This is a genomic window from Thermoflavimicrobium dichotomicum, from assembly GCF_900114055.1.
Taxonomy (GTDB): domain Bacteria; phylum Bacillota; class Bacilli; order Thermoactinomycetales; family Thermoactinomycetaceae; genus Thermoflavimicrobium; species Thermoflavimicrobium dichotomicum.
In genome coordinates, this window is the sequence record NZ_FORR01000001.1 from 272,493 (window position 1) to 292,155 (window position 19,663).

Annotated in this window: 18 protein-coding genes; 1 reads left to right on the forward strand and 17 read right to left on the reverse strand. The window is 40.8% G+C overall.

Annotation, left to right across the window (positions count from 1 at the left end):
* Nucleotides 1-116: 116 nt before the first annotated feature.
* The 9 genes from BMZ78_RS01265 to BMZ78_RS01305 all read right to left on the reverse strand — a co-directional run bounded on the left by BMZ78_RS01265 (nucleotide 117) and on the right by BMZ78_RS01305 (nucleotide 11,680).
* The gene (locus BMZ78_RS01265; protein WP_093227283.1) at nucleotides 117-1,547 is read right to left on the reverse strand and encodes an NAD-dependent succinate-semialdehyde dehydrogenase; all 1,431 of its coding nucleotides are present in this window, start codon (nucleotides 1,545-1,547) and stop codon (nucleotides 117-119) included.
* A gap of 334 nt (nucleotides 1,548-1,881) precedes the next feature.
* Entirely contained in the window at nucleotides 1,882-2,991 is a 1,110-nt protein-coding gene (locus BMZ78_RS01270; protein ID WP_093227284.1) for a glycosyltransferase family 4 protein, read from the reverse strand.
* Between the two features lie 22 nt (nucleotides 2,992-3,013).
* Nucleotides 3,014-4,414 (reverse strand): O-antigen ligase family protein, encoded by a 1,401-nt coding sequence (locus tag BMZ78_RS01275; protein ID WP_093227286.1) that lies wholly within the window; start codon nucleotides 4,412-4,414, stop codon nucleotides 3,014-3,016.
* Nucleotides 4,415-4,436: 22 nt separating this feature from the next.
* Nucleotides 4,437-5,888, reverse strand: coding sequence for a lipopolysaccharide biosynthesis protein (locus tag BMZ78_RS01280; RefSeq protein WP_093227288.1), 1,452 nt, complete (start codon nucleotides 5,886-5,888; stop codon nucleotides 4,437-4,439).
* A gap of 42 nt (nucleotides 5,889-5,930) precedes the next feature.
* Entirely contained in the window at nucleotides 5,931-6,677 is a 747-nt protein-coding gene (locus BMZ78_RS01285) for an acyltransferase (protein WP_217644978.1), read from the reverse strand.
* A 13-nt stretch (nucleotides 6,678-6,690) separates the two neighbouring features.
* Nucleotides 6,691-8,007 (reverse strand): nucleotide sugar dehydrogenase, encoded by a 1,317-nt coding sequence (locus BMZ78_RS01290; RefSeq protein WP_093227290.1) that lies wholly within the window; start codon nucleotides 8,005-8,007, stop codon nucleotides 6,691-6,693.
* 28 nt (nucleotides 8,008-8,035) lie between these two features.
* Nucleotides 8,036-9,142 (reverse strand): DegT/DnrJ/EryC1/StrS family aminotransferase, encoded by a 1,107-nt coding sequence (locus BMZ78_RS01295; protein WP_093227292.1) that lies wholly within the window; start codon nucleotides 9,140-9,142, stop codon nucleotides 8,036-8,038.
* A 142-nt stretch (nucleotides 9,143-9,284) separates the two neighbouring features.
* Nucleotides 9,285-10,322: a Gfo/Idh/MocA family protein gene (locus BMZ78_RS01300; protein ID WP_093227294.1), complete on the reverse strand. Its 1,038-nt coding sequence runs from the start codon at nucleotides 10,320-10,322 to the stop codon at nucleotides 9,285-9,287.
* A 164-nt stretch (nucleotides 10,323-10,486) separates the two neighbouring features.
* On the reverse strand, nucleotides 10,487-11,680 hold the full coding sequence (locus BMZ78_RS01305; RefSeq protein ID WP_093227296.1) for a glycosyltransferase family 4 protein: 1,194 nt from the start codon (nucleotides 11,678-11,680) through the stop codon (nucleotides 10,487-10,489).
* A 118-nt stretch (nucleotides 11,681-11,798) separates the two neighbouring features.
* Here BMZ78_RS01305 and BMZ78_RS19305 point away from each other — a divergent pair, with 118 nt between their 5' ends.
* Nucleotides 11,799-11,927, forward strand: a complete 129-nt coding sequence (locus BMZ78_RS19305; RefSeq protein WP_281244514.1) for a hypothetical protein — start codon at nucleotides 11,799-11,801, stop codon at nucleotides 11,925-11,927.
* Between the two features lie 152 nt (nucleotides 11,928-12,079).
* Here the strand turns inward: BMZ78_RS19305 and fabZ are convergent, their stop codons facing one another.
* From fabZ to murA, 8 genes are all read right to left on the reverse strand, one after another.
* The gene (fabZ, locus tag BMZ78_RS01310; protein ID WP_093227687.1) at nucleotides 12,080-12,511 is read right to left on the reverse strand and encodes a 3-hydroxyacyl-ACP dehydratase FabZ; all 432 of its coding nucleotides are present in this window, start codon (nucleotides 12,509-12,511) and stop codon (nucleotides 12,080-12,082) included.
* A 173-nt stretch (nucleotides 12,512-12,684) separates the two neighbouring features.
* A complete protein-coding gene (locus tag BMZ78_RS01315) occupies nucleotides 12,685-14,019 on the reverse strand; it encodes an NAD-dependent malic enzyme (protein WP_093227298.1) in 1,335 nt (444 codons plus the stop codon).
* Between the two features lie 192 nt (nucleotides 14,020-14,211).
* Nucleotides 14,212-14,742 carry a CDP-diacylglycerol--glycerol-3-phosphate 3-phosphatidyltransferase gene (gene pgsA, locus BMZ78_RS01320; protein WP_093227300.1) on the reverse strand — a complete coding sequence of 177 codons (531 nt, stop codon included), beginning with the start codon at nucleotides 14,740-14,742 and terminating at the stop codon, nucleotides 14,212-14,214.
* A gap of 100 nt (nucleotides 14,743-14,842) precedes the next feature.
* Nucleotides 14,843-15,469, reverse strand: coding sequence for a DNA-directed RNA polymerase subunit beta (locus BMZ78_RS01325; RefSeq protein WP_175482231.1), 627 nt, complete (start codon nucleotides 15,467-15,469; stop codon nucleotides 14,843-14,845).
* A 368-nt stretch (nucleotides 15,470-15,837) separates the two neighbouring features.
* The gene (gene spoIIID, locus BMZ78_RS01330) at nucleotides 15,838-16,125 is read right to left on the reverse strand and encodes a sporulation transcriptional regulator SpoIIID (protein ID WP_093227304.1); all 288 of its coding nucleotides are present in this window, start codon (nucleotides 16,123-16,125) and stop codon (nucleotides 15,838-15,840) included.
* 141 nt (nucleotides 16,126-16,266) lie between these two features.
* Complete coding sequence (locus BMZ78_RS01335) at nucleotides 16,267-16,950, reverse strand: M23 family metallopeptidase (protein WP_093227306.1); 684 nt, start codon at nucleotides 16,948-16,950, stop codon at nucleotides 16,267-16,269.
* Between the two features lie 187 nt (nucleotides 16,951-17,137).
* Nucleotides 17,138-18,157, reverse strand: a complete 1,020-nt coding sequence (spoIID, locus tag BMZ78_RS01340) for a stage II sporulation protein D (protein ID WP_245739685.1) — start codon at nucleotides 18,155-18,157, stop codon at nucleotides 17,138-17,140.
* A 195-nt stretch (nucleotides 18,158-18,352) separates the two neighbouring features.
* A complete protein-coding gene (murA, locus tag BMZ78_RS01345) occupies nucleotides 18,353-19,654 on the reverse strand; it encodes a UDP-N-acetylglucosamine 1-carboxyvinyltransferase (protein WP_093227308.1) in 1,302 nt (433 codons plus the stop codon).
* Between the last annotated feature and the right edge of the window lie 9 nt (nucleotides 19,655-19,663).

A 19,663-nucleotide genomic window follows, 5' to 3' on the forward strand; every position in this document is an offset into this window, starting at 1 on the left:
CTTCAAACCATTCCTTTTTTTCTGTCTCCTATATCATTATCCTCATTCTAGATTATCTTACCCCAGTTTCAAACAGATGCAAAGTAAAAAAGAGGCAACGTAAGGTTACCTCTTTGTTAAATGATTCCACCCACCGATATATATTTGAGTTCCAGATATTCCTCAATACCTGCTTTTCCGCCTTCGCGGCCAATTCCGCTTTCCTTCATGCCCCCAAAAGGTGCCTGGGCTGCAGATGGAAGACCATCATTGACACCGACAATGCCATACTCAAGCGCTTCTGCAACACGAAATGCCCGTGCCAGGTCTTTTGTAAACAGATAAGCCGCCAATCCATAAGGGGTATGATTTGCTTTTTGAATCACCTCTTTTTCTTCTTCAAAAGTTTGGATGGGGGCTACAGGTCCAAACGTTTCCTCTTGTTGAATCAGCATTTCATCCGTTACATGACAAAGTACCGTTGGCTCATAATATAAATGACCGCCGATACGCTTACCACCTGTAACGAGTTTAGCTCCTTTGGCGATCGCATCCTGTACATGCTTGTTGACCTTTTCCAATGCTTGCTCATTGATGAGCGGTCCAATATCCACCTCGCCGCTTAAGCCATCGCCCACTTTCAGTTGTTGTACTTTCTTGGCAAACACTTCGACAAAGTCGTCAGCAATCTGTTCATGTACATAGATTCGATTGGTACAAATACACGTCTGTCCTGCATTTCTGAATTTGCTGGCTAATAATTGTTCTGCGGCCGTGTCGATATCCGCATCCTCAAAGATAATAAAAGGAGCATGACCTCCAAGCTCCAAACTGATTTTTTTCACTGTATCCGCAGCTTGTCTCATAACCAGTTTTCCTACTTCAGTCGATCCAGTAAATGTTACTTTACGCACACGTGGATCAGATAGCAGGACTTGTCCAATCGCTTGCGGATCCTTACCCGTTACCAGATTGACAACTCCAGCTGGTACACCTGCTTCAATAAAAATTTCCATTAACTTGCATGCCGTAAGAGGTGTCTCCTCAGCTGGCTTAATGACCATGGTACATCCAGCAGCCAGTGCAGGAGCGAGTTTACGTGTAATCATGGCCGCTGGGAAATTCCAAGGAGTAATTGCAGCGACTACACCAACAGGCTGGCGTAAAACCATGAGTCGTTTTGCCGGATGCGAAGCAGGAATGATCTCCCCATAAATTCGTTTCGCTTCTTCCGCATACCACTCAACAAAGTCAGCCGCATACATGATTTCTCCCTTTGCTTCAGTTAATGGTTTTCCTTGCTCTAACGTCAATACGCGAGCCAATTCATCGATGCGCTCTCGCATCAGGACACATGCTTTATGTAAAATATTCGCTCGTTCCTTAGCTGTTTTTGCCGCCCAAACAGGAAATGCTCTATCTGCTGCATCAATTGCCTTTATGGCATCATCTGCAGAACCATCCGCAACTGTACCGATCACTTCACCATTTGCTGGGTTTGTTACCTTAAAAGATTTTTTGTTTATAGCTGGAACCCATTCCCCATCAATTAAAAGCAAATAATTCATGGAACCCTCTCCCTTACACATGGAAAATTTCAAAGGACAGAGCTTTTCAAACAGAAAAACATTTGTTATATCATTTCCCGCTAGTGAAAAATCATAACGTATCTTTTTTCTTGCCGGAGATTCCGAATAATTGCCAAAAAACGTTATATTTATATCGAATCAACTTCATTATAGAAGTCATAGAGGGCATATTTTCGTCACATTCCGTTTGCTATCCAGCAAGAAAGTGATTCTGTCCGCTACAAAGGACATTAATGTGTTCCTAGACGAAAAATGCCCCTCTTTTTTCATCCCATTTTTGTATAATCAACACCACTATCTCCCGAAGGATCTCCTATTTTGAAAGCAAAATCCGATATAATTCCAATAGTTTATTTTCTTCAACCTGCCAATTATAAACCTCTTCATGCGCTTTTCTTCCATTTTGACCCATCTTTTTTCGGAGTGAGGAGTCAGAGAGCAAACGAGTCACTTTATCAGCCATTTCCTCCGGATTAAGTGGGTCAACTGTAAATCCAGATTGGCTTGTTTCTACAATCTCTTTCCACTGTGGAAAGTTTGACGCAACAAGCGGCAAACCCGCAGCCATATATTCAAACATTTTAATCGGTAATGATTCTGGATAGTTTTGTGTTGGATGGAGACAAACCAAGCCCACTTTTCCTTTGGCTAACCAATGTTTCACTTCTTCAAAAGGAACACGGCCATGTAAATAGACATTTTTTTTCAACAGTTCCTTTTCGTCGCAATCCGCAGGGGCAATATGTTGCAGAGGGCCGACCAAGTGAAGCTCCGCATTTAATTCTCTCGGAATATAATCCATCATCTGAATCATTTCCCGATACCCTCGCAGATAAGAAATACCCCCTATATATAAAATGATGTTTTTCTCATTTTCATCGCGATCCACTTTAGGCATAGCCAAAGGGTAATTTTTGATCACAGTGACTTGCTTGGCGGTCTGAAATTGATTGGCAATCGGCTCCGTTGCTGTAATGACTGCAGCAAGTTTTCGAGCCCATCTCTTTTCAATCCAGTGAACCAATCGAGAAAGCGAACCTCTCAGATAGCCTGGAATCCACATTTTCGTATAAATTTGCTTTGGTAAATCTTCATGTGCATCGTAGATGACCGGCTTGTTTGTTTTTTTGGCCAAGCGAACTCCCCATGGGAGAAGCTCGGGATCATGGAAGTGAAAAATATCTGCATGACTCTTTAATGCACGTTCATATAAAATACGCCCATTCTCGAGTCTCTTCCATTTTTTTGCATGACGCTTCACGCCAACAATCTTTACACCCTTTTCAAATTTCTCTTCAAAATCAGCTACAGCATGCAATTCCACTTCATATCCAGCTTGCGCTAAAGATACAGCCTGTTTATGAAAAATTCGCGTATCATCATAAGGGTGAACTGAGCTAAAGATCATGACCTTTTGTGGCACATTTCCCACTCCTTTTGGAGTATCAGTGATTGGCTACCTTTCCTTTCTGCATCTCTCCGATAATAAGCACAGCAAGAGCCATTCCGTAAGTAATCCACATGGGGGTATAATGGATCGCTGTACTTGGAGCTACTCCTCCACCAAAATAACCGACTAAGGCAATCAAGCAGGAGAAGGCTGCCCATCGCGTAATCGGAGTAACATGTGGAGAAGTTTTCAATCTGGCCAAATTCCATAAACGCCATAACAACCAAACATATAGAGCCATATAGAAAATAAAAACAATCACACCGAAATTGACAAGTACTTCTGCCCACCAGTTATGGATATTTTTCTTGTTTACTTTGGGCGCTTTTTCCATTAACGGTTCAATATTTCCTGCTCCAACTCCCATATAATGGCTTTGTTTGAGAAATTTCATCCCATTTATCAGTAAATGATAGCGAACTGTAACACTTTCTCCCGTCTTTCCCCTAACTACTTTTTTATCATTTGTATCTTTCGCCATCGCACCCGTTTTTAAATCTGATATGGCATCAATCGAACTCAAAATTTTGGTCCGCGGATCATAAACGGATTTTTTTACTTGAATCAGTGTTGCACTCATCAAAATAGCCAGCAATACTCCTGTCAATGTAGCAGCAATAGCGATCATGACATTCCTCTTGGTGATCTTTTCCCGTTCAATCACAAATGGGGTTAAACCGATAAAGAGAAGAGCTATTGCAGGAATAACTAAAACAGTATTAATCCGTGAACCGGTCCCAATCAAAACATATATAGAAAAAACGGCCGTACCATATAAAAACCATTTTATATTTCGTTTTAGCGGGAGCATAAATAAGGCAGCAACAAGAAATGGCAAAGCAAGTGTAATGCATGTAGCCAAATCATTTTGATTGGTAAATACAGAAGTAATGGTATCTGAAGGATATGCTGAATGAGCTACCCGTGAAGAAGGTAAATGAATCCAGGTAATGCTTTCAAAAACAGCAAAATAGACAATAAATCCATAAACGCCCAATAAAAGACGTTGAATTCGCCAAAATTTATCTTCAGATGTAAGAAAATATGGAATCGATAAAGTTAATAACAGCATCATGGCAAGAAAAATCAAATATCGAATAGCTGCCCCTACACTCACTGCCCATGTAATGGAAAAAATCCCGTATAAGAACCACAAAGCAAAAAATGCAGCATGCCATTGGATTGGCTGTAAATAAGAAGTATCCAATCCTTTCTGAGTCACCCATCTCCATATCATGCCAAGAGCCAATAAAAGAAAAGCACATCGAAAAAAGGTAAAATTGAAATCCTCTGTGATCGGAATTCCCAATGATGGACCCAGCAATGCAAAAGCAACCATACAATAAAAGACTGTTTCCAATCGTCCCTGTTTAAGGAACAGAGATCCATTCACCATTTCTCACCTTTTTCTTCCTTGATTAATTGAACCATTTTTTGACTCGTGAGAGCTGATTTATTGAAAATAAACCACTCGCAAAAACTGCAACGATGGTAATAAAAAGTGCAATGACATAATAGATCCACAGATGAGGCCAATGATGGATTTGAATCCAAGTAATCCCTGCCATTGAACAAAGATAGACCGTAATATAGATTAACATGGAACGAAACCGAAAATCCACTGGATATATTTTTTGGTTTTGCCAATAAACAAAAATAATGATGAAAAGATAAGCGATGACATTCATAATACAGACAGCCCATAATTCCAAAATGGGAGTCAAAATCAAACAGCCTGACAAGTAAATAATGGCCGCTACCATAAATGCATGGGAAATGGTTCGGGTTTGTTTATGAATGAGCAATCCTACTCCTACAATCAAATGTAAAACGTTCAAAATGGTACCAAAAGAAAGCATCCAGACATAACGATAGGATTCAAAGTACTCGGGTTTATTTTGACTTGCTACCCATTGAACCAATGGTTCAATCACAAAGCTCAGACACATGATCGCTAAAGAACCCACAACCAATCCACCTCGACCTACCATTCCGTATAAGCGAGGCGCATCTTCTCGATCTTTGATAGATATGGAAAAGGGTCTCCAGGCAAGCTGAAATGGGGCGGTAATAAGAGCAATCACAGAAGCAAATCGAATCGCTGCTTCATAGACTGCAGCTTTTTCAGGTGATACCATATGGTAGACAATCGGTCTTGAAACCATATTCATCACCCAAAATACCATAAGGGTCGGTAAAAGGGGCAAACCATATTGTAGCAAATTTTTGAAGTATTGGGTTGGAAATCGTGAGGTAAGCTCTTTACGGTATAAAAAAAGAAGCACGAGCGCAACGGTTCCCTGGCCTATCAATTGTCCATAGAAGACACCATATAATCCCTGTTTTTCCACCACGACAAAATAAACACTCCATAGAGAAGAGCCAATTACATAACTCATGCTGAAAATGGTAAAAAACCATTTTCGATGCTGATAACGTGAATATGCCAGTAGATGTTGAATGATGATCGCACCCAGTGTCGCAACAATCGCGATCGAAATAACCCACTGATTTTTTGTGCCAGATGCATATAAAAACATCGATAACGGCCGACTAAACAAAAGAGAGGCAATGATGTAAATCAGGCACATCAAACAACTGAAAAAAAGAGTCGCTGATAAATACCCTCTTCTTTCTTTTTGCGTCTTCACATCATGATAGTAAAAAGCAAAAGCGGCATCTGTCCCTAACATGGAGAGATAAGTAACCACCAAAGTGAGCGTATTCGTCATCCCCCAATCCGCATATTCCACCTGCTCCATATTTCTTAAAAAAACAGGGAACAAGAGTAGTCCCACCAACTTGTTCCCCACATTTGCTATTGCAAAAGCTATTGAATCAGAAAATAAGCGTTTAAACAAAGGTTTCATTTAGGACACCTCAAAAACAAGATCGGGGGCTCTCTGAAGGGTTTATTCCTGATTTTCTAGTTTTTCTCGATCTGGAACATCACGTAAAACCCGTGCAGGCACCCCTACATATACTTTCGCCGGCTCTGTATCCCGATTGACGACTGCCCCTGCAGCGATGAAGCTTTCTTCGGCTATCATCACGCCAGGCAATAAGATCGAGCCACCGCCAACGCGAGCACCTTTTTTGATATGTGCTCCTTTTACATATTTGAAACGTTCTTTCGTTCTTCCCATAAAGTTATCGTTCGTTGTTGTGACTGTAGGTGCAATAAACACCCGTTCTTCAATCGTTGTATAAGCAGTAATATAGGCATTGGTCTGGATTTTTGTATAAGAGCCGATTTCTACTTGATTTTCTACCGCTACCCCTCGACCAATTACCACATTGTTGCCAATCCGACATTTTTCACGTACGGAAGCTTGATCCCCAATCATTACTTCTTTACCAAAGGTACTTCCACGATATAAGACTGTACACGCTCCAATCGTGGTTCCGTCGCCGATTTCGAGCGGAGGTAAATCGGGATCAACTTTAACAGTGGAAGCCTTGGCAGGCCGCGGCCAGCGCCCCAATACACAGTTATCCGATATATACACATCTGAACCAATAATCGTTCCTGCATGAATGGTTACGTTATTGCCAATGGTAACCCGATCCCCAATAACCACACCTTCTTCAATGACCGAAAAATGGCCTATTGAAACATTTTCTCCCATTTTTACCGAATCATGAATCATATTCTTCATTTTTATACCCGCCTTACAGTTTTTCATAATCTGCCTGGATGTTTTTGATTTCTTTCAATGCATTGCGTGTATCAAAAATGGCTTTTGCATGATCAGCAATCATTTGGTAATCAAAACGACTGTGATCGGTCGTAATCAGCACCAGATCAGCCTCTTTTAACAAATCAACAGTCAGATCAACCGTTTCGTAAACTTTTCCAGCTACTTTGAATGAAGATATATGTGGATCACAAACTGTAATCCTTGCTTGATATTTCTCAAGCATTTCCACAATGGGTAGAACAGGCGATTCACGATAATCGTCAATATCTTTTTTATACGCAACACCCAACACCAAAACTTTGGAACCATTCATTGCCTTGCCATAGCGATTCAAGATCTTCATCGCCCGATCAATCACAAATTCTGGCATCGCATTATTGATCTCTCCAGCTACTTCAATCAGACGGGTATGGTAATTATATTCACGTGCTTTCCAAGTAAGGTAGAATGGATCAATCGGAATGCAATGCCCACCTAAACCAGGTCCTGGATAAAAAGCCATAAAACCATATGGTTTTGTTTTGGCTGCGTCAATCACTTCCCATACATCAATACCCATTTTATGGCAAAGAATGGCCATTTCATTGGCTAAACCGATATTGATGTTACGGAAAGTATTTTCAAGGATTTTTTCCATTTCTGCCACTCTTGGGCTGGATACTTCATGAACTTCGCCTTCCAATACGGAACGATACAAGGCAGCAGCGACTTTGGTACATTGAGGAGTAACGCCACCCACTACTTTTGGTGTATTCTTCGTATTATATACTTTGTTACCAGGATCCACACGTTCAGGTGAATAAGCCAAGTAAAAATCTTTTCCTACTTTCAGACCCGTTTCTTCCAGGATTGGTTTAACAACTTCTTCTGTTGTTCCTGGATACGTTGTACTTTCCAGGACAACCAACATGCCTGGATGCAAATATTTCGCAATGCTTTTCGTAGAAGATTCAACATAAGAGATGTTTGGTTGCTGATATTGATCCAGTGGTGTTGGTACACAAATGGCACATGCATCCACTTCGGAAATCAGGGAATAGTCTGTTGTTGCTTTTAATAACCCTTTTTGGACGAGTTCTTTTAAATCCTCATCGACAACATCACCAATATAGTTTGTCCCTTCATTAACCATTTGCACCCGATGAGCCTGAATATCAAAGCCAATCACTTTGTACCCTGCTTTTGCTTTTTCTACCGCAAGAGGCAGTCCTACATATCCCAAACCGATGACACCAATTACCGCTGTTTTATCTTCAATTTTCTCCAATAAAGTCTTTTTCACCACAATTCATCCATCCTTACATAGATAAATTTGATTAACCTTGATAGTAAGACTTAATCGTATCCGCAATATATTGGATGGTCTCATCTTCCAATTCAGCATAAAGAGGCAATGCAAATGTACGATTCGCCATATATTCAGCATTTGGCAAGCTGCCTTCTGGATAACCCAAATGCTTATACACTTCTTGACGGTGCAGTGGTACCGGGTAATAAACACCTGTTGAGATTCCTTTATCTTTTAGATACTTCATTAAGTCATCACGTTCTTCCGCCTGAATAATATAGAGATGATAAATATGTTTACGGTTTTCTGCATGATAAGGAGTAACCACAGGAGTGTCTTTTAAGAGTTCATTATACAAGGCCGCTTTTTGCCGGCGTGCATCATTCCACTGCTCAAGATAGCGCAACTTCACTCTTAAAATGGCTGCTTGCAACTCATCCAAACGGCTGTTGTATCCAATCATGCTGTGGTAGTATTTCGGATTGCTACCATGTACACGCAGGATACGAATCTTCTTTGCCAACTCTTCATCATTCGTCACAACCATTCCACCGTCTCCATAGCCACCCAAATTCTTGGTAGGGAAGAAGGAGAAGGTAGCTGCGTTACCCCAAGCACCGATTTTTCGTCCCTTGTACTCTGCACCAATGGCTTGAGCAGCATCTTCAAGTACAAATAGATCATGTTCTTTGGCAATAGCCACAATTTCATCCATATTAGCAGGTTGTCCAAAAATGTGAACAGGAATAATCGCTTTCGTTTTGGACGTGATTTTTTCCCGAATCTGCATTACATCGATGTTATATGTTTTGGGATCAATATCAACAAATACGGGCGTAGCCCCCAGCTGAGAAATAACCTCTGCTGTAGCAAAGAAAGTAAATGGTGTCGTGATGACCTCATCACCAGGGCCAATACCGTAAGCATCTAGAGCCAGTAACAATGCATCCGTTCCATTTGCCACGCCAACTGCATACTTCACTCCACAGAAGTCAGCAATTTCTTCTTCCAGTGCTTTCACTTCCGGTCCCAAAATATAACGACCTTGATCAAGTACTTGATCAATTGCCTGACGAACTTCTTCACGAATGGTTTGATACTGTGCTTGTAGATCGATCAACGGGATTTGTTTCATTTTCGGATACTCCTTTTATCTATACTTAGGATTTAGGTTATGAAAGAAAATCGTGATTCACTCTTGAGCTCGTTTTGACCCTGCGGCTCGCTCAAGAAGTGGATTCCTTCGTATCTTGATCCACAGACCTGATCCATTTTCCTTATTCAACAACCGGTTGACGTGCCAAATCAGCCATTTTTACTGATTTTCCGGTTTCCGCCGACAGCTGACAGGCAATCACTAAACTCAATGCTTGTCTGCCTTCATCTCCAGAGATAATCGGTTTACGATCTTCTTTGATTGCTTCTGTCATATCCTGAATAATACATTGATGACCTGGAACTCCAAATGGATCCTCTTCTACTCGTTGAATCGTAGCGGCTTTTTCTTCCTCTGAAACATCGGCAAAGTTCCAAGTCTTAATCCAGTTGGCTGTTGGACCTCCAATGACAGCTGTACCCTGTTCTCCGAAGATGCTTAATGATTCTTCCAGGTTTTTGGGATAGATCGTGACAGCTGCTTCCAATACACCTAATGCTCCGCTTTTAAAACGAATAATAGAAACAGATGTATCCTCTGCTTCAATCTGACGAATCCGGGTTGCGTGATAAGATGTCACTTCATCCACTTCGCCCATCATCCACAACAATAAATCAATATTGTGGATGGCTTGATTCATTAGCACGCCACCATCCATCTCTTTGGTTCCACGCCAAGGCGCTTGATCATAGTAAGCCTGGTTCCGATTCCAACGAACCGTTGCATTCGCATGACCAATTTTGCCAAAGCTGCCATTTTCCAATTTTTTTCTTAACTCTTGTACTGCAGGACGAAAACGGTTAGGATGGACAACGGCCATCTTCACCCCATTTTTTTCACAAGCTTCAATCATGCGGTCTGCATCTTCTAAAGTTAATGCCATGGGTTTTTCTACAACAACATGCTTTTTCGCTTCTGCTGCTCGAATCGTCAGTTCAGGATGCAGACCACTTGGAGTACAGATACATACTACATCCACATCCGTTTTCAGCAAATCATCTATATGGGTAAAACCTTGAACACCGTCTACAGCAAACTCAGCCAGACGATTTTCATTGGTATCACAAACAGCCACCAATTCTGCACCATCTACTGCCTGAATTGCCGCAACATGCTTTTTCGCAATGTGACCACAGCCTACAATCCCGTAGCGTATCACCAGTCTCCCTCATTTCTATCCAAGGTATTGAACTCATGTTAAGTATTTCACAACTTGAATCAAATGACTTATCTGCTTAATGTTACAATAAGATTACAATCTATCTATCACTGTAACATAATTGAAATGTTTTGGGTATCCCTACAGAAAAAATTCATACTTCCTTATTGGCTGAGCAAACGATGATACAGCTCCTTCATTTTTATCGCATGTTTTTGCCAGGTAAGCAACTGAGCTGCCTGGTATGCCTGCTCCCCGAAGGAATCTGCCAGGGATGGGTCTTCAACCAATATCTTATGTAATCGACCAGCCAAACCATCCACATCTTTTGGTTTGACCAAATAGCCCGTTTCCCCGTCTTTTAAAATTTCTGGGATCCCTCCTACTTCAGTAGCCACCATCGGCCTGGCACATCCCATTGACTCTAATAAGATGGAAGGCAATCCTTCACTTAAACTGGATAAAACGACGACATCTGCACTTCCCAGCCAAACCGGGATCTCTTCATACGGTCGTCTCCCCATAAAGGAAACCCGATCTTGGATTCCCAACTCTTTGGTTTGTTGTTCAAGTGAAGTACGTAATGGGCCATGACCGACGAGATACAAATGCAAGTCTTCATTTTGTGAAGCAATTTGAGCAAATGCTTGAAGTAAAAACTGAATGCCTTTTACAGGATATAAATTTCCTACAAAAAGAAGGTATTTTCCCTTTTCGGAAATACCCAGTTTCCGACGAGCCTCTTTTTTCACCATTCTGGTAAACCGTTCAGGATCAAAACCGTTATAAACCGTTTCTCCCCTCAGATCAGGAACCATTTTTTTCGCTTCAATCCATAATCGTTCACTAACTGTGATGACATAATCAACCATGGATAATGCTGTTTCTGTTTTATTAAAAATGGCCTGACTACGTTTGGGATATACCATAATATCCGAACCATGAATGGTTGCAACAACTGGTACATTCCCTATTTGCTTAAGCAGTCCTCCAGCATATCCGTCTGGAAAAATGGTGTGACAATGAATGATGTCAAATGAAAATTCCTTCTTTGCTTCTTCTACTTTAGGCCGCAAGGCACGTTCATATAATTCTCCATATCTGGAAAAGAATAACCCTCCAGGAAACATCCATGTTGGAACATAAGTAACAGAAATACCGTCCAGTTCTACTTCTTTTTCTATATCCCGATAACCCCTCCATTTGGGATATAAAGGAAAGTAGGGAATCGGTGCAAGAACACGAACTTCAACGCCTTCTTTCATCAATGCCTTTAATTCATTGTGTACAAAAATACCTGACATCGGATTTACGGGATTGGGATACATATGAGATATAACCAATACACGTAGACTCATCTTTAGATGAAACCCCTTCTTTTACTTGGAATACCCTGCTTGAAGAAATGAATGGATATTTTTCTACAAACTGGTTGATACTAAGCGCAACCAACCTTGTAAGCAGGAGCGATTTTTTATGGATAAAAAGCAACGTGTAGCAGCTGAATCGGTTGATTGTATGCTAGGTATATTAAATGGATTATTGCTTAGTTTACCAATTTGGGGACTGATTTATCTTTGCATCCGTTTTTTTATTTTATCATAATAAGAGAATCCCCTGCTTTTACACATAGGGAGTAGGTCCATTTATCATAATCATCATGAAGCCTCCGTCTCCGGCTAAAGAACAGAATGATTTGCAGGCAATACCTGACATAAGAAGGAAGGTCCATTAATCGGACCTTCCTTCTTATGTATTTACTTCGCATCCAAAATGGCAAACATCAGCTCTCCATCTGCCACAATTTGATCCCCTACCCGAGCAGTTCCTTTCCCTTTGCCAATGGTACCTCTCAGGCGAATCATTTCCACTTCGAGAGTAAGAACATCTCCTGGTTTCACTTGTTCACGGAAACGAAACTTGTCAACTCCTGTTAAAAATCCTAACTTTCCTTTATTTTCCTCCATGGCCAGTACACAAGTTGCCCCCACTTGTGCCAATGCTTCTACAATGAGTACTCCGGGCATGACTGGATATTCAGGGAAATGACCTTGAAAAAAGGGCTCGTTAATCGTTACATTTTTAATTCCAACAGCTTTTTTCCCTGGAACATGCTCAATAATCTTGTCAACCAACAAAAACGGATAGCGATGAGGAATGATTTGTTGAATTTGTTTGATATCAAACACCATCAAGTACTCCTTTCAGCTGATGAACTTGCTCCTATTATAGCGAATCTAAGGAACTGGTGCCATTTGCTAGTCAATAAGTGCATGAAATCCGATCTTTCTTCTTACCCTATAGGTATCCCCATCTAGGGTTAAGATAAAGGAGCGCTCATCTTCTGTTGAGCGCTCTTTTATCATTGGATTTCCCTTTCTTGCATTTCCAACAAGGCTACTTCTTCAACTGCACGGGCAACCGCTTGATGAACACGCATATCCAATGGGTGGGGTGTCAATTCTCCTTCTTTCGTGCAGGCAGCAATCGCCTCTGCTGCAGCTACTAACATGGGATGGGAAATCTTCTTCGCATGCGCATTTAAAGCTCCACGGAAAATACCTGGGAATCCCAATACATTGTTGACAGATCGACCATCTGCGGCATATACAGCTCCTGCTTTCATCGCTTCTTCCGGTTCAATCTCCGGTTTTGGATTTGATAAAGCCAATACTACTTGCCCCTGACGAATCATTTCCGGCTTGATGAGTCCAGGAACTCCTGTTGTCGCAATCACAATATCGCACTTTTGCATGAGTTCTTCGATAGAAGAAAGAGCCATACCTCCATAAGCTTCTAAACGTTGCATCGCCTCCATACGGCGATCCACTCCATAAACCTGTTTGATACCATAGGCTAGAAACATCCTACAAATGGCCAACCCAGCTGCTCCCAAACCAATTTGTCCAACAACGGCACTTTGAAGATCAACCCCGGCATTTTTACAAGCATTGATGGCTGCAGCCAAAGTGACCACCGCTGTTCCATGCTGATCATCGTGCATGACTGGTATATCCAATTCTTCTACCAATCTCTCTTCAATTTCAAAACAATGCGGAGAGCCAATATCCTCCAATAAAATCCCACCAAACCCTGATGCAATATGCTTAATCGTCCGGACAACTTCATCTGGATCGCTTGTATCCAATAAGATAGGAACACCACTAATACCTGCAAAATGATCAAACAAAGCGGCTTTTCCTTCCATGACTGGCATGCCAGCCAATGCTCCAATGTTACCCAATCCCAGTATCGCTGTTCCATCGGTCACGATCGCTACGGTATTTCCAATGCTGGTATAAAATCGGGCTTTTTCTGGTTCTTTTTGAATAAGTTGACAAACATTCGCCACACCTGGCGTATAAATCCTTCTTAAATCAGCAAGACTTCGAATGTCCATCCGTTTGGTCATATGAATTTTTCCGCCTATATGTGCGTGTAACACATCATCCGATACCGCTCGTACATATATCCCATTGCCCAATGATTCAATGGCTTGGATCACTTGCTGCAATTGCTCTTCATTTTCACAATGTACAGTAATATCGCGAATGGTGCTAAACGGTCCAATTTGCTTCGTGGTAATATCTCCGATATCTCCACCAACCGTTCCAATGGCTGTTGCCACTTTTCCCAAATTGCCTGGCATAGATGGTGTTTCAACACTAAGGGTGCGAGTAACATTACGTTCCGGCAATGGACAAACCTCCCAACTACATACAGAAAAATCGGTATGTTTTTATACCGATAGCAAAAATAAAAAACCACTTTATTCAGCATTTGCATGAATGAGAAAAAATAACAGCTTTTATTATACACTTTTATCGTTAAATTTCATTTAAAAATGAACGAAATGTACAAACGATATGATTTTCCCATCATTCCAGGCTTACATCCAACGCTCATTAATCCCTTTAATTTGGAACATGTAGACGATCGATGTGAAATACGATAAACCTATGACAAACCACAAAAATGATTCCGCAAGTGAAAAATCAAACATGAGTAAAAACAAAGCTATGTAATAAAAAACGGTAGTAATTTTACCAAAGATATTAGCAGGTACTGTCTTTTTGCCACGCAAATGAAAGATGATCGAGCAAATAATCATGGCTACATCCCGGAACACAATGGCAATGGCTGCCCATAGTCCTATTTTCCCCGAAATCAGCAACGAAGCAAATACAGCAATAATCATTAACTTATCAGCAAGAGGATCCAACATGGTGCCCAGTTGTGTCACTTGTCTGTTTCGCCTGGCTAAATATCCATCAGCTATATCTGTCGCTCCTGCGAAGAGGATAATCCCCATGGCCCAGAACATTCGTACTTGCGGTGGAAGTAAATCAGAAAAAAATACATATAGATAAAGAGGAACCATAATAAAACGAATTAATGTAAGCAGGTTGGGCAAATTCATGTAGGAATCCCTCCTCACATCAGACAAATTCCTTCCTGCTTTCGGTAATCAAACACGAAAGATCCCGTCATAAGGCTATATTACAAGCCTTATGACGGGTTCACTTTGTAAAGATCAGCTTATAAAGATGCTCCCACATACCCATGTCAAAAACACCACTTGCAGGTTGACCACCTAACACACTGTGCCCAATAATAAGCCCAACAATTAATACCACAATAAGTGTCAAAGGTAACCACAAAATCTTCCATATTCTTTTGGCCGTACTTTTTTCTTCTTTGGGCTGTTCAGTTATTTTTGGTTGTTTGGTGTCTGGTGATTTTACCAAACTTGGAGCAAGCTTTTCTACCTGATTCTCTTGTGGTTTCTCAAGCGGTTTCTCTGTAAAAAAAAGTTCTTTGTCAGCCTTCTCAAGCTTTTCTGCTGGCTCATCTGACATAGATGAGGATGGATCTACTGTCCCTTTACCTTTTTCATTGGATTCTTCTTTTGGTTGAAAAATGGATTCATCTTCTGTAGCAAATCCGCTTAAACGTACAAATGTGTTCTCTTCAAAGTTTGTGTTTCCTTTGTTTTCTTTTTCTTTTTCAAGACCAGACGTACTTGAATTGATTTGTTGTTCTGCTGTCTGTTTTTCTTCCTTCTTATTTTGTATTTCCTCGTCATTTTTATTCTCGATTGTTTCTTTTCCTTTTTCCAAATTTAATGAATCAGGTTCTTTTGGCAAATTCCCTTCATCTTTGCTCCATTTTAACTTTCCTACCGATAATAAAGTATCTGTTTGCTTTTTTTTCGCTTGATCTTTTGCATTCTCCATGGAATCACCCATTAACCTCGATTAAAAAAACAAACTCCCGAATACGTAAAGCTCGTCCCAACAAGAAGAAAACTCTCCCTATTACTATAAATAGAATATATCGTAACTAAATGTGGAAGTCTATATTATATTCTACATCATTGTAAACAATAGTTGTTCTATAGATGATTGTAACACAAGAAGGTGCACCGGGAGCGGAATTTTTTCTTATGATGGTTTTCATTAGCAGAAAGCCCCAGGTGCTTTTATATTTTACTCAAGAATAAAAAAAGCTTTTTTTATATCGTTACTTCTTTCATATACTTTTCTGAACTGGGTTTTTTTCGTTTGTATTTAATTTTGGTTGCTTCCCCTCCCCTTAAATGACGGATCGATTTATGATATTCTAATATTTCCTTCACTTTACTGGCCAAGTCTGGATTAATTTCTGGTAATCGTTCCGTTAAATCTTTATGAACTGTACTTTTTGACACCCCAAACTTCTTAGCTATTGTTCTTACTGTATTACGCGTTTCCACAAAATAGTGGCCGATTTTTATCGTTCTTTCCTTTATATAATCATGCATCTCCTCTCCCCCTTTCTAAAGCATTTGGTACATTATATGGAGTGATTATCATGGTTATTCTTTCCATCTTTCACTCAGACAAGCTAGTGCTTGGCTCTTTAAGACAAGAAAAAAGCCACCCTCTTAAGAGTGGCTTAACTTTTATTTTGCATTTTTGAGATACTGCTCTGGATTGACTGCTTGTTTTCCTTTTCGAATTTCAAAGTGCAAATGGTTTCCTGCTTCTTTCTCAAACTGATTTCGGCCTGCTTTAGCAAGGATATCTCCTTTTTTAACCATTTGTCCTTCCTTGACTCTAACATCCTCCAGGCTTTGGTAAACGGTAATCAATCCACTTTCATGCTGAATCTCCACTTGCATTCCAACAATCGGGTTTTTTTCTACCCGAATCACTTTTCCGTCCAATGCCGCCAATACGTCAAAGGACTTTCCATCCTTTCTGGCAAAATCAACACCAGCATGAGGCCAATAACTATTCGCATATTTCACGATTGAATCTTCACGCTGTTGTTGCGGACTAGCCTCTTCATAATAGGTAACGGTTTTTTGCGCCGCTCCTTTGGCTATAGGTAGAATCATATCATCATCTGTTGGATTGCCAGGGGGTCTCTCCACGGGTAAAATGGTATCTTTTTCCCCTTTAAGCGATTGATTCACTTCTTTGGTTTGAGTACCTTGATACCACCAGGCTACAGAAATAATCAGAGCGGCTGCCAATAAATAAATAGCAGGAAAAAACCATTTTTTAGCCAAAAATCGTTTCCATTTCATTTGCTTTTTCACTTTGTCAAAGGAAGAAACATTATTTGGTTTTTCTGGATTCATTTTCCTATCACCTCAGGAACCATTGTCGACAGCGAAAACTCTTTTTATACCTAAGGTGATAAATCTTTTGTATATTCCAACCGATATCGATCCCATGATCCTGAAAACCACATCTGTTTCCCCTCTATCTGTCTCATCCAAAAACCGAAATCAGCAACCTCACTCATGGAGCAAAACAACCTTGTATTTATCTCTGAAGCCAAGCGATATCCGCTTGTTTTTTTATTTCCACTCCCTGATAGTAGTGATTGATAATCTCCGACACATCTTTTCCTCTATGCGCCAATAAATTGGCTCCCCACTGACTCATTCCTACTCCATGACCATAACCGTATATCGTAAATACAATCCGATCACCCATCACTTTCCAGCGAAAATCACTCGAAGGCAATTGAATGGCCTCACGAATCTGTCGACCTGTAAAACGCTGATTACCAATCTGTATTTCGGCGATCCGCCGCCCGCTTGTCCAGTGTAAAATACGCATGGATCGTTCAGAGGAAAAGGCAGACAGACTCTTGCCCTTATTTGTCTTTTTTGCTAATTGATTGATAAAGTCCGACCAGGTTATCACTTTTTGGCTATGGAATTTAGGCGATTTTTGATCCCAAGCAGAATCAACACTTCGTAAATAAGGATAGTATTGATTGAAATACTCTTCAGAATTCTCGGTCTTCCCATTGCTAGTCGAAAAGAACGCAGCATAAATCGGTTTTCCATGATAAGTAATGACCTGACCAGCTGTTTCTTGAACCGCTTTTTTTATTTTGCCATACTTTTCTTTAAAATGATCCCCCCATTCCCGACGCAATATTTCCTCCGGCTTATAAGATTGATGTTGTACCGTATCTGTCACATGAGCACTTTTGCCAAGTGGCCCCCACTTGTCCATATCCGCAAGCGCACCTTGCATGAGACGATGAATGATGTATGTTCTGGCAACCAAAGCTTGGGCTTTTAATGCTTCCAAGTGAAAATCCACAGGCATTTCTGCTGCTACAACCCCTTGTACATAGTGCTCAAGTGGTACTTTTTCCACTCTTTTTTCCTTGGTTAAATAAACTAGTACAGAAGGAGAAGAGCTTTTTTGGTTCACTATTTCTTGCTTTTTTATCGTTTCTTCTGATCTTGCAAAAGCCAAAATGGTTGGAATCACCAACATACTTCCTAGCAAAATCAACAGATATAGCCATAGTTTTTTGGGCACTGCTCCCCACCCCTTCCATTCTTCTGTCTCTAATCTATGAAAAGGTGAGAGAATTAGAACCCATCTTTCGAGATTATTGATAACCTCTTCCAAGACCTGCTTTCATTTCAGTCAATGCACCTCTGGCACAATTCCCATAAAAAAATCCCTCAATCCATTTTCAGGTTGAGGGAAGTATTGCATGATGCAGTCTTTTTATGCATAAGAACGCTTATCCACTACCGTTTCTTCATCATCTTCAACCGTGATTCGCTCAATATCAGCACCTAGCGATTTCAGTTTCCCTACAATATCCACATAACCACGATCAATATGATGAAGTTCGGTAACTTCTGTTACGCCATCTGCTACAAGTCCTACCAAAATGAGAGCAGCTCCTGCACGCAAATCTGTTGCTTTTACTTGCGCTCCAGACAGAGGATGTCCACCTTCAATCACAGCTGTGCGTCCATCAATTTTAATCTTGGCACTCATCCGCTTCATCTCTTCTACATGCATAAAACGATTTTCAAAAACGGTCTCTGTTAACAGACTCGTTCCGTTCGCCGTCAGTTGCAGTGCCATCATCTGTGATTGAAGATCTGTTGGGAATCCAGGATATGGGAGGGTTTTTACATCTACAGGTTTGAGCTCTCCTTCAGCACGTACGAAAATGCCATTTTCACCTTCCAACACATGTACACCCATCTCACGCAGTTTTGCAATAAGTGGGTTCAAATGATCGCTAATGGCTCCTTCAACGAACACTTCTCCACGTGTAATCGCTGCAGCCACCATATACGTACCTGCTTCAATACGATCAGGAATGACGGTATATTCAGTTCCACGCAAAAAGTCAACACCATCAATCCGAATTTCATCTGTTCCTGCTCCGCGAATTTTAGCTCCCATGGCATTGAGGAAGTTGGCCAGATCAACAATTTCAGGTTCGCAAGCTGCATTTTCAATGACAGTTCTCCCTTCAGCCAGAGTTGCTGCCATTAAAATATTTTGTGTTGCTCCTACACTGGGAAAATCAAGATAAATACGAGTTCCTCTCAGTTTATCTGGCACATGTCCTTCCACATAACCTTGCTGAATATCAAACTGAACACCTAATGCCTCTAACCCCTTTAGATGTTGGTCAATAGGGCGGCTACCGATCGCACATCCACCTGGAAGAGGAATACGTGCATGCTTTCTACGGGCAAGCAGTGGTCCCATAACCAATATGGACGCTCTCATTTTTCGTACCAGGTCATAGGGTGCTTCAGTCGATTGAATTTTTTCTGCGTTAATCGTTACATGATTTTCTCCCAACTCAGCAAAAACACCCAATTTTTGCAACAATTTTGTAATGGTTTTTACATCTTCCAATGGCGGGGTATCATGAATGGTAATATGACCTCTGGAAGCCAAAATCGAAGCAGCAATCAGTGGGAGCACAGCATTCTTCGCTCCATGAACCTTTACTCTACCTTTTAACCTTTTTCCACCTCTAACAATAATTTTCTCCAAGTTTCTTCC

Bases quoted from the DNA above. Each gene is read 5' to 3' on its own strand.
- BMZ78_RS01265 (WP_093227283.1), bottom strand. From the start codon at position 1,547: ATGAATTATTTGCTTTTAATTGATGGGGAATGGGTTCCAGCTATAAAC.
- BMZ78_RS01275 (WP_093227286.1), bottom strand. From the start codon at position 4,414: ATGGTGAATGGATCTCTGTTCCTTAAACAGGGACGATTGGAAACAGTC.
- BMZ78_RS01280 (WP_093227288.1), bottom strand. From the start codon at position 5,888: ATGAAACCTTTGTTTAAACGCTTATTTTCTGATTCAATAGCTTTTGCA.
- BMZ78_RS01285 (WP_217644978.1), bottom strand. From the start codon at position 6,677: ATGAAGAATATGATTCATGATTCGGTAAAAATGGGAGAAAATGTTTCA.
- BMZ78_RS01295 (WP_093227292.1), bottom strand. From the start codon at position 9,142: ATGAAACAAATCCCGTTGATCGATCTACAAGCACAGTATCAAACCATT.
- BMZ78_RS01305 (WP_093227296.1), bottom strand. From the start codon at position 11,680: ATGAGTCTACGTGTATTGGTTATATCTCATATGTATCCCAATCCCGTA.
- BMZ78_RS19305 (WP_281244514.1), top strand. From the start codon at position 11,799: ATGGATAAAAAGCAACGTGTAGCAGCTGAATCGGTTGATTGTATGCTA.
- pgsA (WP_093227300.1), bottom strand. From the start codon at position 14,742: ATGAATTTGCCCAACCTGCTTACATTAATTCGTTTTATTATGGTTCCT.
- spoIIID (WP_093227304.1), bottom strand. From the start codon at position 16,125: ATGCATGATTATATAAAGGAAAGAACGATAAAAATCGGCCACTATTTT.
- BMZ78_RS01335 (WP_093227306.1), bottom strand. From the start codon at position 16,950: ATGAATCCAGAAAAACCAAATAATGTTTCTTCCTTTGACAAAGTGAAA.